This is a genomic window from Flavihumibacter sp. UBA7668 (assembly GCF_002483205.1).
GTDB lineage: Bacteria > Bacteroidota > Bacteroidia > Chitinophagales > Chitinophagaceae > Flavihumibacter.
Genome location: NZ_DLHM01000004.1, coordinates 287,867 through 302,477 on the forward strand (window position 1 = coordinate 287,867; position 14,611 = coordinate 302,477).

The window sequence follows — 14,611 nt, forward strand, 5'->3', positions numbered from 1 at the left end:
ATGAGAAAAATCATCGCCACTTTTATAAATGAGAGCAGGTTATTTGCCAAAGATCTGGCAGGGATGGCGCTGTTGTTTCTGATGCCGCTGGCTCTAACGGTTTTGATGGCCTTGATTCAGGATGCACCCTTTCGGGAATACCAGGATATCCGCTTTGAACTATTATGGGTGGACGAGGACGGTGGGAAAATGGCGCGTCAATTGGGAGAGGGATTTGATTCCATTCCTCAGTTTCGATTGATAAGGGAATTAGATGGTGCTCCGCTCACCACTCAAAAAGTAAAAGAACTGGTGCAGAAAGGAACATATAAAATGGCCGTGATAGTACCGGAAGGGGTATCTGCTGAAGTAGCCAATAGTGCTAATCAGGTTGCCAATGAATTGGGCAGTAAAATGGGTGCTCCCGGAAAACTGCCGCAGCGCGAAAGCAGAAAAGTTGAGCTGCAGATTCTGTTTGATCCGGTAACCAAACAGGCGATGAAACTATCCATACTGAATGCACTGGAAAAACAGGTAACCAGGGTTCAGGCAGAAATCATATTAGCGCGACTGGAAGACAGAGTGGATGAGCAGGCAACTGACAGTTCCAATTTGCCCAAACTCAATCTGCAGGAGAAATTAAACGTGGTAAGTATAAAAGAAGAAGCTGCAGGAAAGAAGAATGGAGTAAACCTGAATACCAACTCCGTTCAGCACAATGTGCCGGCCTGGGCCTTATTTGGTTTATTTTTTATAATCATCCCGATTGCAGGAAATGCCATTCGGGAACGCGAAGATGGTAGTCTGATGCGGATTAAAATGATACCTGGTTCCTATTTCCATATTCTGCTTGGAAAATTGAGTTTTTATGTGGTATTGGGTGTATTGCAATTTTTTGTGATGCTGGCCGCCGGGTCTTTTTTGATGCCCTTACTGGGATTGCCCTCTCTCCAAATTGGATCAGCCTATGGCAGTATCCTGACAACGGTATTGGTTGTGGCCACTACGGCAACGGCGTATGGCGTTTTAATTGGCATCGTTTTTCAAACGCCGAACCAGGCACTTCCTTTTGGTGCCATCTCTATTGTAATTTTATCAGCCATTGGCGGGATCTGGGTTCCGGTAGAGATCCTGCCTGCCGGATTGCAAGAGCTTGCTCAACTATCACCTCTGTATTGGGCGTTGGATTCCATCAATGATCTTTTTCTTCGGGATGGCTCCATCCTGAGTATCTGGAAAAAACTGCTGGTGCTGCTCTTGTTTGCGGCACTCTTTGTCTTCTTCGCCGGAATTATTGAATCCCGTCGCCGGCGCTAATCAATTCCCATCTTTTTTTAAAATGGCTTTGGTGCAAAGCACTGCTTCTTCAATTTTCCCCTCAATAGGAGTTAATAATTAGTATTGTTTGGTTAATAATCAGTAATAATAAAATAACTAGACAAGAATTATTAAAATATTGATATGCTTTTGTTAATATTTAAGGAAGTATTCCTAATTTGTTAAAAATTCGGTTAAGGCTCTGATTTTTTAGGTATAAGTAACCACTGCATGAGTTCGATTAAGAGAAGGATTATTAAACAGCTTTATTTCGGTAAAAAGCTTTCCGGCACGGATTTATCCGAGCGGATTCATCGCAGCTTACCGGTTACGAATAAACTGTTGAGTGAGATGAAGGGGGCTGGCGATGTGGTGGAATTGGGATTTGCCCCTTCAAAAGGGGGGCGCCGTCCCATGTTGTATTCACTGGATAAAAACTTTGGTTATATCGTATCAGTTGCAATGGACCAGTTATTTACCAGAATAGGGATTCTCACCATGGATCATGCGTTTGTGACGCCTATTGAGCGGCATGAACTGAATTTGGGTAGTGAACCGGAAGCACTGAACATTCTGTGTAATCTGATAGAAAAACATATTCAGGCATCGGGTCTGGATATATCACGGATTATTGGCATAGGTATTGGAATGCCCGGTTTTATTGATCTGGAGAAAGGAATCAATTATTCATTTTTCCGCTCGGAGAATGAAAGTTTGCAAAAGTTGCTGCAGGATCGGCTGCATTTACCTGTTTTCATCGACAATGATTCCAGCCTGGTAGCATTGGCTGAATATCGTTTTGGAGCAGCAAGAGACAAGCGGAATGTAATGGTCGTGAATATCAGCTGGGGTATTGGGTTGGGAATGGTATTGAATGGTGAATTGTTCCGGGGCAATAATGGGTTTGCAGGGGAATTCAGTCATATCCCCATTTTCAGCAGCAACAAATTATGCAGTTGCGGAAAAACCGGATGCCTGGAAACGGAAGCATCCTTATTGGTGTTGGTGGAAAAAGCTATCAAAGGGATTGAGCAGGGAAAGATAACTAATCTTCCTGCAATCACTGTTTCCAATCCGGAAGAAGCCTGCAATGCAATCATCCGCATGGCATTAAAGGGTGATAAATTCTGTATCGAATTGATTTCTGAAATAGGCTATAATATAGGAAGGGGACTTGCTATCCTGATCCATATCCTGAATCCCGAGCTGATTATCCTGAGTGGGCGGGGAGCGGCTGCAGGAAAATTATGGAGTGCTCCAATTCAACAGGCGATCAATGAACATTCCATACCCCGATTGGCTGAACACACGGCCATTGAAATTTCTTCAGTGGGAATTAAAGATGAACTCTATGGTGCAGCTGCCCTTGTAATGGAACATTATGACCGGGAAGTGCACAAAAAAACCAAACGTCTGGGAAATATCCAGCCACAAACCTTCGGAATTTATAATTAATCATAAACTCAACTGCAATGAAAAGAACAACGGTTCGAATGCTTTTGCTATTATTCCTGAGCGTATTCTCGGCATACGCCTTTGCTCAGCAAAAGAGAACAGTAACAGGTACTGTTCAAAATGAAGAAGGAGCTCCAATCTCAGGAGCAACATTTGTAATTAAAGGATCCCGAACTGGTGGTGCTACTGATGCCCAGGGTGGTTTCCTGATTAGCTTATCAAATGAAGGGACACTAGTTTTCAGTGCCATTGGGTATTTGTCCCAGGAAGTTTCTACAATTGGAAAAAATGAAATTTTAGTTAAGCTGCAAAAGGATGATAAAAGCCTGGATGAAGTTGTGGTAACAGGGTTCGGTGTTAAAAAGCAAACACGTAAATTATCCTATGCCATTACAGAAGTAAAAGGAGAGGAATTAACCCGAGCCAATAATGCAAATGTAATTAATGCATTACAGGGAAAAGTTGCTGGTGTCATGATTAATCAGGGTGCTAGCGGTCCACAATCCAGTTCACGAATTCGTATTCGTGGAAATACTTCATTCTCTAGTAACAACTCAAATCCACTAGTAGTATTGGATGGTATCCTTATTGAACCAGGCACAACCGGAAATGATTCATGGGGAGAAAATCCGGACTTTGGGAACATCATGAAAAACCTTAATCCGGACGATTACGAGAGTGTTACAGTTTTGAAAGGAGCTGCTGCAAGTGCATTGTATGGTTCAAAAGCACAAAGTGGCGTTCTATTAATTACTACGAAAAAAGGTTCAGCAAAAAAAGGACTGGGTCTTAGTTTTTCACATACCGAGTCATTTGATAAAGCGTATCGATTGGTAGATCTGCAAAATCAATATGGTGGTGGTATATATCCAACATTTGAAACGGATGCAGAGGGTAACCGACTGATCGATGTTGCCAATGCTGCCTATTTTTCTGGCGGATATTCTTTTGGGCCAAAGTTTGATGGCGGTATGGTTAAAGAAGCTGATGGAAGAATGATTAAATATGAAGCAAACAACCCGCTTGATTATTTCCGTACTGGCAAGTTCATAAATTCGAACGTTGCAGTTGAAGGCGGAAATGAGAAAACCACCTTCCGTTTGTCTTATAGTAATTTGTTCAATACCAGTATAATGCCTAATAATGATTTGAAAAGAAACAGTTTCACATTAAGGGCTACACATAAAGTATCAAATGCAGTTTCATTGGATGCAAGTGTAAATTATACTAATACAAAATCAAAGAATCCTGTTCGCCAGGGTAGTAGAAATAACCCGCTTTTTGCATTTACATATTATATGCCAAGGCATGTGGATATTGGATATTATGCTGAGAACTATATCAACGAAACAGCAGGAGGATATCTGGGAAGTCAAAATGCTAACTTGAACGACCCATATAGGTTAGGTTCATTATTCTTTGGATTATATGAAGATAATCGTGAAAGAACGGAAAACAATATCCTGGCAAATATTGATCTGAATATTAAAATCAATTCCTGGCTGAGTGCATTAGTTAGAACAAATACCAATTACTATACTGATTTCTATGAAAGAAAACAGCTGGGAAGTGGTGTTGGTTTTGCAGGTGGTGCCTATGAAATTTCACAAAATAACTGGCAAACTTTCCGGATTCAGGGGCTTTTAAATGCACAGAAAGAGTTGTCTGATAATTTTAGCACATCTCTTTCAGTGGGAGGGGAAACTTTTCGCAATATTGGAGGAATGTATAATAATTCATACACTAGCGGAGGGTTGAAAATTCCAGGTCTATTTGCTATAAATAATTCAATAAATCCTGCACAAACCGCTGCTAATCCAGCAGCTGGTAGAAGAACTGATGCAATTTATGCATATGGAGATGTCTCTTGGAGAGACCAATTGATATTAAATTTTAGTGCACGTAATGATTGGTCATCTACACTTACATATCGCGATGGGAGTGGAAGTAATTCCTATTTTTATCCAAGTGTCGGGTTGTCCTGGGTATTTTCCGAAATGGAAGCTGTTAAGAACTTCTCAGCACTTTCTTTTGGTAAGTTAAGAGGCGCTATTTCGTGGAGTGGTCTTGATACAGATCCTCAACTTACAAACCGTACCGGTTTTTATGGTTTAGTTGGTACTTTTAACAATGCAGGAAATGGAAATCAGTCTGTTTATGGATTTGATGGAAATACCTTAGGTAATCTAACTCTAAAGAATCAATTAACCCGTGAATTAGAATTCGGTGCCGATGTAAGGTTCTTTAACAACCGCCTTGGTTTGGATATAGCATGGTATAAAAAGAATACTTACAACCAAATTTTCCCGTTATCAGCTCCATCAGAAAGTGGAATAAGTTCCAGAATTGTAAATGGAGGTAACGTACAAAATCAGGGAATTGAAGTGTTGCTTACAGCAACGCCAATCAGAACTAAAAATTTGACCTGGAACTCTACAATTACGTTTACTAGAAACCGTAACAAAATTATTTCAATTGCAGAAGGAGTTAATTCCATTGATCTGGAGTTGGCATTTGGTGCAGATGTAGTAGCCAAAGCTGTTGCAGGTGGAGACTATGGAACTGTAGAAACAGGGTTTGCATTTGCCACCTATCAAAAAAGAGATGCTAATGGTCAGCCTGTTGCGCATCCTTCAAATGGTCAAAGAGTAATTGGAACACCGAGTTTTGGTTCTACTGGTGGATATTATAGTTTTATGCGTCAGCAGGATTACGATGGCACCAGAAAAGTTCTCGGAAGCATAATGGAAAAGTATCTGGCAAGTACTGTTCAAACATTGAATTATAAGAATTTTGTATTGAATGTTCAATTGGATGCAAAAATCGGTGGTTTGATGGCATCAGCTACTCACCAGTATGGATCTGCCAACGGGTCATTAAAAAACTCTTTGTTTGGGCGTGACCAGGAATCAGGTGGTGTATCATATGTAGATGGGAATGGTGTTACACGAAATGACGGAATTATTCCTCAAGGCGTACTGGCTGATGGTTTGACAGCTACAAACGCTTCTGGAGATTTAGTTGATCTGGGTGGAATGACCTATGATGAAGCAATAAAACAAGGTTTGCTAAAGCCTATACCTGCATACGCTTATTATGAGAATTTATCTCAGTGGGCTTCAGGTATTCGTGAATACTCAGTTTTTGAAAATTCATGGGTTGCTGTAAGAGAAGTTTCAATTGGGTATAATCTTCCAAAATCTCTGGTTAATAAGGTTAAAATGAATTCCTTAAGAGTAGGAATCACTGGTCGTAACCTTGGATATCTATATACTACAACTAAAGACGGAATTAATCCAGAATCTATCTATAGCAACAGAGCTGCAGCTTTTGCTGAATATGGTGGCTATCCATGGGTAAGAAGCCTGGGTTTTAATGTAAATGCTACCTTCTAAGTTTAATTTAAACTTGTAAAAGAAATGAAAAATTTAAAAAATATTTCCATAGGTCTTCTGTTAGCTGGAACAATGGTTACAACCTCCTGTAATAAGGATAAATTTGTTGCAGCAAACATTGCACCTACGACATTATACGAGGTTAATCCTCAGGATCAGTTTCTCAGAGGTTCAATTTCTATTGCCAATGATTTTGAGTACTATTATGATGTTTATAGAAAATTAAATTATTGGTTACAGTATACGACGCCTTCGGCTGGTAACGGTGCCAACTTTAATTTACCGAGTGCTCAGTTTAATTATCGATATGGCAACTTTTATGGTAATGTAGGAGTAGCGTTAATGGATGCTATTGAGATAATTGATAAGATGCCTGATGAAGAAAAAGCTTCACATGCTCAAATTAAAGCTGTTAGTGAAATCCTGCTTTCTTATTATGTTTTTTATGTTAGCGATATAAATGGCAGTATTCCGTTTTCTGAAGCTTTCCAGGCACGTTATGGTGGGACAATTACACCAAAATATGACTCGCAGCAGGAAATTTTCACCCAAACTGATAATTTAATCAAAGGGGCGGTTGCCTCCTTAAAAGCAAATTCGGCAAATCAGGTTGCATTGGGTAATAATGATCCATTTTTCAATGGGAATGTTACTAACTGGATAAAAGCGGGTAATGCATTACGTTTAAAAATAGGAATGCGATTAATGAAAAGGGATGTGGCAAAATTGACTGCCATTGCAAATGAAGTATTTGCAGACCCTGATCAAATGGCTTCCATTAGTGATTCATGGATGCTTAAAGCTGGGCCTTCTTATGCAAATGCAACTGGCAACTGGAACCCCAGTGGATTTCTTGCAGGTAAGCCGGTTGTTGATTTTATGAATGCTAAAGATGATCCAAGACTTAGAATATTTTACAGAGTAAATGCAGATCAGGAATATGTAGGGAGTTGGACTAGTCCGGATGATTCAAAAATTCCCGCAAATGCAGCTCTTTATCAGGAAGACAGCTCTTTTTCTGAACTGCAACATCGCATTTTTACCCCAAATCACAGTTATGGTACTGCAGGTGACGGTTCAGCATTTTTCCCTGTTTTAACTTATGCAGAATATTGCTTTATCAGGGCGGATCTTGCGGCAAGAGGGATTGCAGGATCAGATGCTGAAGTATGGTATAAAAATGGAATTATGGCCTCTATCGATTTGTATAATCAGCAAGCCAAATTGGCAAAAATTCCTGACTACGTTGAAGTTACTGCAAGCGAGAAGGATGCCTATTATGAGGAAGTGGGAGTTAAGTATGACCCTGCTAAAGCTACGGAGTTGATTGCTGTTCAGGCTTACCTTGATTTCTACAGAAATCCAATGGAAGCCTGGGCTTGGTGGAAAAGAACAGGGTTCCCAAATACAACTTCTGTTCTCGCCTGGTCTGAATTGAAATCAAATGGAGCTACTCTTCCTTTGCCAAGAAGGGCGTCTCTTTCGCCATTACCTACAACGAGTTTGTTGTTTGAAAATCAGGCGGCTGCCTTCGAACAAATGGGTTCCGATCCGGAATACGGAAGTGGTCCTGGCGATGCTTTTGGTCGCGTTTGGTGGGATAAACAATAATGATTATCAACTATATAAAACCCCGGTCCAATGGATCCGGGGTTTTATTCTTTTAGAGCAGTTTGGTCCGTTAAATTTTTGTACTTTGAGTTATGAGGAAAATGTGTTTGGGATTACTGTTTTTACTGTTAACCTCCATGCATGCATTGCAGGCGCAGGGGCTTCTTGGTCCCTTTGATGAAGATGCATTGAATAGATTTTCTGCTAAAGCGGTTAACCTTCCTTACAATGCCGGAATTCTGCAGCAGAACAAATGGACACTGCTGGTTTTCCTTTCTCCGGAATGTCCTTTAAGTAAAAATTATGCAGTTGTTATCCAACAACTCGCCAATGATTATTCGGATCAAATCCAGGCTATTGGGATTATTCCCGGTACCACGTTTTCAAAAAAAGAAATCCAGCAGTTTGCTGCAAAATATAAACTGAGTTTTCCTTTAGTTGTGGATGAAAAAATGACTGTGGTAAAAGCTGTCGAAGCAACAATAACACCTGAAGTGGTTTTGATGACAGACAAAGCTTCTCTTATTTATCGGGGCGCAATAGATGATTGGGCTGTTGAGCTTGGAAAAAAAAGAACCAAAGCTTCCAGAGAATACCTGAGAGATGCCATCAGGCAAACACAGTCAAACATTCCTGTAACGCAAAAAATAAACCAACCTGTGGGCTGTCTGATTAACGAATTTTAATGCTGCTATGAATATGTGTAAGAATTTTTTAACTGCTTTGATCTTTTTGCTGATAATCCAACTCTCTGCCCATGCGCAAGCCTATACCTGGACAGACGACATAGAACCTATCATTACCTTGAACTGCACCCCCTGTCACAAACCCGGAGAAGCAGGCCCCTTTACGCTTACCTCTTATCAGGATGTAGCCAAACGTTCCAAATTCGTTAAGGAGGTAGTTCAAAGCGGCTATATGCCACCCTGGAAAGCTGATAACAGTTATGTACATTTCGCCAATGACCGTTCCTTGTCACAAACGGATATCTCCAAAATTGTAAGCTGGGTCGATAATGGTGCTCCTCAGGGAAAACCATCAAAGAACAACAAGACCGCTTCGCAGCCAATAATTTCCGGCACTGCCTATCATCGCAAACCTGACCTTACTCTTCAAATCGAAGACAGCTTTCCCGTTATCGGAGGGAATGTAGAACAATTTGTCATCTTCAAACTTCCCTTTGAATTAAGCGATTCCTTCAATATAGAAGCCATTGAATTTGTAGCCAATAATAAATCCCTGGTACACCATGTGAATTATGCCATTCATTCCGTTCCCGACGAAAAAATTGATTTGTACAAATCACATAAACTGATTAACCTGACCTTCGACGATCGCAGGAAATTTGACCAGTATCAACCCTACCGTCGTACAATAACCTATTATGGCGGATGGATCCCCGGCGCCCGCTACGAAGCCTATCCGCAGGATTTTGGATGGATCCTTCCCAAACGCGGCGTAATACTTATGACCGTACATTTTAGTCCGATTGCAGTGGATGAACTGTTTAAAGGCGGTGTCAATCTTTTCTTCAAAAAGACACCGGTTAAACGTCCGGTTAAAGTAGTGAGTTTCGGATCAGGCGGTATAGGTGAACGCCAGATCGAACCCATTTTTTATATCAAGGCGAACGAGAAACAAAAATTCACACTCGAGGTAACCAACCCAAGTGAAGATCAATCACTCTTACATGTGTGGCCTCATATGCACCTGATTGGTAAATCTTTTAAAGCCTATGCGCTTACCCAGGGCGGTGATACCATCCGCCTTGTCAATATTCCCAACTGGGATTTTCGCTGGCAGGAAATTTATCAGTTCCGTTCACCGGTTAAAATTCCGAAAGGTTCGGTGGTTCGGCTGGAATGTGAGTATGATAACACTGCCGATAATCCTTTCAATCCAAACAGTCCGCCTAAAACCATTTTCTCCCAGGGCGATATGAAAACCACCGATGAAATGATGACCCTCATGATGATCTTCACTCCCTACAAACAAGGAGATGAAAAAATTAACCTTGACTAATCTCAAATAAGTGCGTTGTTTAATTCTGATAAGAATGTTTGTTATTTACAGTCTGCTGTTGATTGTAAACAACACGCATGCCCAATCTGTCCAGGCGCTGTTTAAACAAATTGATCCGCAAAAAAGTGGATTACAATTCATCAATACGATTACAGAAACAGATAGCCTGCATGTCTTCCGTTATGAATATTTATACAATGGTTCAGGAGTTGGGGTTGGTGACTTTAATCAGGATGGATTGCAGGATCTTTTTTTCTCCGGCAACCTGGTTCCCAATAAACTCTTTCTGAATAAAGGAGGACTCCAATTTGAAGACATTACCGGAACAGCAGGTGTTGCAGGTAATGGAACATGGTCTACCGGTGTAAGTGTAGCGGATGTAAACGGTGATGGCCGACTGGATATTTATGTCTGCCATTCGGGAAAATATGATGACTCCCTACAATTAAGAAATGAATTGTTTATCAATGAAGGCGTTAAAGATGGAAAGCCAAGCTTCCGGGAAAGAGCAGTTGAGTTCGGACTCGATGCACCCGGCACACAATCCACACAGGCCGTATTTTTTGATTATGATCTGGACGGAGACCTGGATATGTTTCTGCTGAATCATTCCAATCATACTTATAATCCATTTCTGAATACAAGAAAAATCCGGGCGACACCTAACTATGCTTTTGGCAATCGGTTTTTTAGAAACAATGGTAGTAAAAATGGAATTGCCAGTTATGAAGATAATACGCTGAAAGCAGGTATTATCAATCATGCATTGAATTTTGGTCTGAGTGTTACCGTAAGTGATTTGAATAACGATGGCTGGCCTGATCTCTACACAACAAGCGACTATACAGAAAAAGATTGCCTGTATATCAACAAAAAGAACGGAACCTTTTCTGAGCAGGTGGAAAAATCCATGTCGCATATTTCCAAGTATTCAATGGGCGCTGATATTGCTGATATCAACAATGATGGATGGCTCGATTTGTTTACGCTTGATATGCTGCCGGAGGATAATCACCGGCAGAAAATGCTAAAGGGGCCTGATGAATATGACCAATATCACCTTCTCTGGGATAGTGGTTATTATAAACAGCAGATGCGCAATATGCTCCAATTGAATCAGGGAATTGATCAGAACGGAAACCTTCGCTTTTCTGAAATTGGACAGTTGGCGGGATTGTCGAATACCGATTGGAGCTGGTCGGGTTTATTCGCCGATTTTGATCTGGACGGATGGAAAGATGCCTTTGTAAGCAATGGTTATTTACGTGATTATACGGATATGGATTTCATGAAATATACTGTGGCCGATGCAAGAGTTGAAGCAGCGAAAAACGGTCACCAGAAATTTCAAACCCATGCACTCGTACAAAAAATGCCCTCCAATAAACTCAATAATTATTTATTTAGAAACAACGGCGATTTAACCTTCTCTAACAAATCTGCGGAATGGGGCATGCAGCAACCTGCTATTTCAAATGCTGCGGTGTATGCTGATCTTGATAATGACGGTGACCTGGACCTGGTGGTTGTAAACAATAATGATCCCGTTCAACTTTTTGAAAATACAGCAACAGCATCCCGAAAATCAGACCATATAGCAATAGAATTGAAAGGCAATAAACCGAATCTTTTTGCAATTGGCTCAAAGGTCGAATTGATTTGCTCCAATGGAACTCGACAAATGCAGGAACTGTTTCCGGTGCGAGGGTATCAGTCCTCTCAATCTTATCGCCTGGTTTTTGGTGTGTCTGAAAATACAAAAATAGACACCATAAAAATCCAATGGCCCGATCAGCAGGTCACCTTGCATCCGAAACCTGAATTAAATAAACTTCATTCATTTGCTATTCCAGAAGCTTCTGTAAAACAAGCTCCGGCCATTGCCCTGCCTGCCAAAAAATGGATGGAAGATATCAGTAGTTCAGCCCGACTTTCCTTCCGTCATAAAGAAAATGATTTTATTGATTTTAAGGATGAAACGCTGCTACCGTATATGTTATCACGAATGGGACCGGCATTGGCCAGCGCCGATGTAAACGGAGATGGATTAGACGATGTTTTTATTGGAGCACCGATTGGCCAGTCGGCTGTTTTATATCTGCAAAAACCCAATGCAAAATTTGAACTTCTGCAGGGGCCATGGTCCGTGGATCAGGATTTCGAAGATGTACAGGCAGCTTTCTTTGATGCGGATGGCGATGGTGATATGGATCTTTATGTGGTGAGTGGAGGAAACGAATATGGAGAAGGATCACCCGAATATCAGGATCGTTTATACATCAATGACAGCAAGGGCGGATTTCAGAAAATGACGGACGCACTTCCATCCATGTTATCTCCTAAACAGGGGCTGGCTATAGCAGATTTTGATAAAGATGGCGATCTCGATCTCTGGGTAGGAGGGATGTATGTTCCGGGTGCATATCCAATGGCAGCACGTTCCTATTTGCTTCGCAATGATAGTCAAAAGGACAAACTGAAATTTACTGATATCACATCGGAATATGCTTTCCTTTTACAACCCGGTGCTAATACCGCAGCAACATGGACAGACATTAATAAAGATGATTATCCGGAATTAATACTGGCCGGCGACTGGATGAGTTTGCAGATTATCGAGAATAACAAGGGGAAGCTGGCTCCCGGTAATGCCATCCTTCCAGTGAATTTATATGGCTGGTGGCGCTCCATCACTTCCGAAGACCTGGATGGAGATGGAGATCCGGATTTTATTCTGGGCAATGCCGGAACCAATCTGCAATTCAAAGCAAGTGAAAAAGAACCGGTGGAATTATTCACCACAGATATTGATCAGAACGGAACTCCGGATCCTTTACTGACTTATTACATAGGAGGCAAATCCTATCCGGCAGCTTCCCGCGATGAACTATTGGAACAGGTCGTACCGCTCAGAAAGAAATTTGTCTATTATAAAAACTACGCAGATGTTACTGTAGAGGATATCATTCCTGCAGGCCGCAGAAAAAATATGAGTAGGCATAAGGTAAACAACCTTTCTTCGGGTATTCTTTGGAATGAAGGAAAACAACCCTGGAAATTTGATCCGCTTCCTGTTGAAGCGCAGGTTTCTTCTTTGCAGTCAGTACAGATTGTTGACTGGAACCAGGATGGCAAAAAAGATCTTTATCTGGCTGGTAATTTTGAAGCCTATCGCGTTCAATTCGGCCAGTCAGATGCCAGTGCCGGACTATTGCTTCAGGGTTTGGAGAATCGTAAATTTATGCCTGTTTCACCTATGCAAACCGGTACTTTTCTTTACGGAGATGTTAGAAAGACAGCCCTCTTAAACAAATCATCCAAACAGCCTCTGTTGATTGTTGTTTCTAATAACGGTCCGGTTCAGGTAATAAAAATTAATCAGTAATGAGAGCAGTACAAGTTCTTTTTTGTTTTCTGTTCGGTTGCTATGCCACCGGATTTTCTCAAGTAGAAAACAGGATGGACGCGAACCCATTGTACAAGGCCCAGCAACTACTGACGGATGTAATGGTGCATGACATCTTTTCTCCGCCTGTAGCCAGCCGGATTTATGTGTACGCTCATTTAGCTGCCTACGAAACCCTCGCTTCCGATAAGAAGGCAGGAATTCCCTCGATGGGTGGACGGCTTCCCGGATGGGCAGGTGTTCCAGTCCTGCAAAAAAACATAGATCCGGTGCTGGCAGCATTGGAAGCATTTCGGATTACCGGCCGGCAATTGCTTTTTTCAGAGCAACAATTTTCTGATTCGATGCAGGTACTGATAAAGGAAGAAGTTACAAAAAGAAAAGCCGACAAAAAGCTTACTGCATCCCTTGCAGCAGGTAAATATGTTGCGGATAGCATTCTGGCATGGGCCGGTCGCGATCGCTACAAGGAAACCAGGAGTATCCGTCGTTACCAGTTAAAGAAAACGCCCGGAACCTGGCTGCCAACTCCTCCCGGTTATATGGCGGCAGTGGAACCCAACTGGAAAATGATCCGTTGCCTTACATTGGATAGTTCAGCTGCTTTTCGGCCAGTTCAGATAACAGCATTTTCTATAGAGCCGGGTTCTGCATTTTATAAGGAAGCACTGGAAGTTTTCACTGTTTGCTCTTCACTGACGGATGAACAAAAAGCGATTGCTGCATTTTGGGACTGTAATCCCTTTCATATCACCATGCAGGGGCACCTGAATTTTGCCACCAAAAAAATCTCCCCCGGCGGACATTGGATGCAGATAGCCGGACTGGCCAGTAGTATGCGGAATGCTTCTATTCAACAGGCAGCCAGGGCATACACCCTTACCGCCATTGCCATTTTTGATGCCTTTATCAGTTGCTGGGAAGAGAAATACAATAGCCAGCTGATTCGCCCTGAAACCTATATCAATAGTCATATCAGTGAATCCTGGAGGCCAATACTGCAAACACCCCCTTTTCCTGAATATCCAAGCGGTCATAGTGTGGTCTCCTCTGCAGCAGCTACTGTTCTGACCAAAATATATGGCGATAATTTTTCATTTGTTGACAATACCGAGCGTCCCTATGGCTTACCCGACCGGAGTTTCCCTTCTTTTTTGAAAGCAAGTGAAGAAGCGGCCATATCCCGCCTGTATGGAGGCATCCATTACCGCCCCGCCATTGAAAACGGCCTGATTCAGGGCCGAAGGGTAGGTGAACAGGTTATCCTGCGCCTGAATTTATAGGGTAGGCCAATAGCAGTGGAGTGCTCCAACTTTTAACTTTTGGCTTTTGCCTTTTGAATTATTTCAATTACCTTTGCCGTCCGTTTTACTATATTCGGATAGCTATCAGGGAATCTTACAATATGGCCATTTAATTGTAAATT

At 41.7% G+C, this 14,611-nt stretch carries 8 protein-coding genes; all 8 read left to right on the forward strand.

Annotated elements, in window-relative coordinates:
- The 8 genes from B2746_RS09400 to B2746_RS09435 all read left to right on the forward strand — a co-directional run bounded on the left by B2746_RS09400 (position 1) and on the right by B2746_RS09435 (position 14,468).
- Positions 1-1,296 (forward strand): ABC transporter permease, encoded by a 1,296-nt coding sequence (locus B2746_RS09400; RefSeq protein WP_290792652.1) that lies wholly within the window; start codon positions 1-3, stop codon positions 1,294-1,296.
- A gap of 231 nt (positions 1,297-1,527) precedes the next feature.
- Positions 1,528-2,751, forward strand: coding sequence for an ROK family protein (locus B2746_RS09405; protein WP_290792655.1), 1,224 nt, complete (start codon positions 1,528-1,530; stop codon positions 2,749-2,751).
- Between the two features lie 17 nt (positions 2,752-2,768).
- Entirely contained in the window at positions 2,769-6,146 is a 3,378-nt protein-coding gene (locus tag B2746_RS09410; protein ID WP_290792658.1) for a SusC/RagA family TonB-linked outer membrane protein, read from the forward strand.
- Positions 6,147-6,170: 24 nt separating this feature from the next.
- Positions 6,171-7,757 carry a SusD/RagB family nutrient-binding outer membrane lipoprotein gene (locus B2746_RS09415; protein WP_290792660.1) on the forward strand — a complete coding sequence of 529 codons (1,587 nt, stop codon included), beginning with the start codon at positions 6,171-6,173 and terminating at the stop codon, positions 7,755-7,757.
- A 92-nt stretch (positions 7,758-7,849) separates the two neighbouring features.
- Positions 7,850-8,443 carry a redoxin domain-containing protein gene (locus B2746_RS09420; RefSeq protein WP_290792662.1) on the forward strand — a complete coding sequence of 198 codons (594 nt, stop codon included), beginning with the start codon at positions 7,850-7,852 and terminating at the stop codon, positions 8,441-8,443.
- A gap of 13 nt (positions 8,444-8,456) precedes the next feature.
- A complete protein-coding gene (locus tag B2746_RS09425; RefSeq protein WP_290792664.1) occupies positions 8,457-9,779 on the forward strand; it encodes a c-type cytochrome in 1,323 nt (440 codons plus the stop codon).
- 34 nt (positions 9,780-9,813) lie between these two features.
- On the forward strand, positions 9,814-13,164 hold the full coding sequence (locus B2746_RS09430) for a VCBS repeat-containing protein (protein ID WP_290792666.1): 3,351 nt from the start codon (positions 9,814-9,816) through the stop codon (positions 13,162-13,164).
- Entirely contained in the window at positions 13,164-14,468 is a 1,305-nt protein-coding gene (locus B2746_RS09435; RefSeq protein WP_290792668.1) for a vanadium-dependent haloperoxidase, read from the forward strand. The genes B2746_RS09430 and B2746_RS09435 overlap by 1 nt, the downstream gene beginning before the upstream one ends.
- Positions 14,469-14,611: the final 143 nt, after the last annotated feature.

Excerpts from the sequence above, each read along its gene's own strand:
- B2746_RS09405 (WP_290792655.1), top strand. The coding sequence starts at position 1,528 with ATGAGTTCGATTAAGAGAAGGATTATTAAACAGCTTTATTTCGGTAAA.
- B2746_RS09435 (WP_290792668.1), top strand. The coding sequence starts at position 13,164 with ATGAGAGCAGTACAAGTTCTTTTTTGTTTTCTGTTCGGTTGCTATGCC.
- B2746_RS09430 (WP_290792666.1), top strand. The coding sequence starts at position 9,814 with ATGTTTGTTATTTACAGTCTGCTGTTGATTGTAAACAACACGCATGCC.
- B2746_RS09415 (WP_290792660.1), top strand. The coding sequence starts at position 6,171 with ATGAAAAATTTAAAAAATATTTCCATAGGTCTTCTGTTAGCTGGAACA.
- B2746_RS09410 (WP_290792658.1), top strand. The coding sequence starts at position 2,769 with ATGAAAAGAACAACGGTTCGAATGCTTTTGCTATTATTCCTGAGCGTA.
- B2746_RS09420 (WP_290792662.1), top strand. The coding sequence starts at position 7,850 with ATGAGGAAAATGTGTTTGGGATTACTGTTTTTACTGTTAACCTCCATG.
- B2746_RS09425 (WP_290792664.1), top strand. The coding sequence starts at position 8,457 with ATGTGTAAGAATTTTTTAACTGCTTTGATCTTTTTGCTGATAATCCAA.
- B2746_RS09400 (WP_290792652.1), top strand. The coding sequence starts at position 1 with ATGAGAAAAATCATCGCCACTTTTATAAATGAGAGCAGGTTATTTGCC.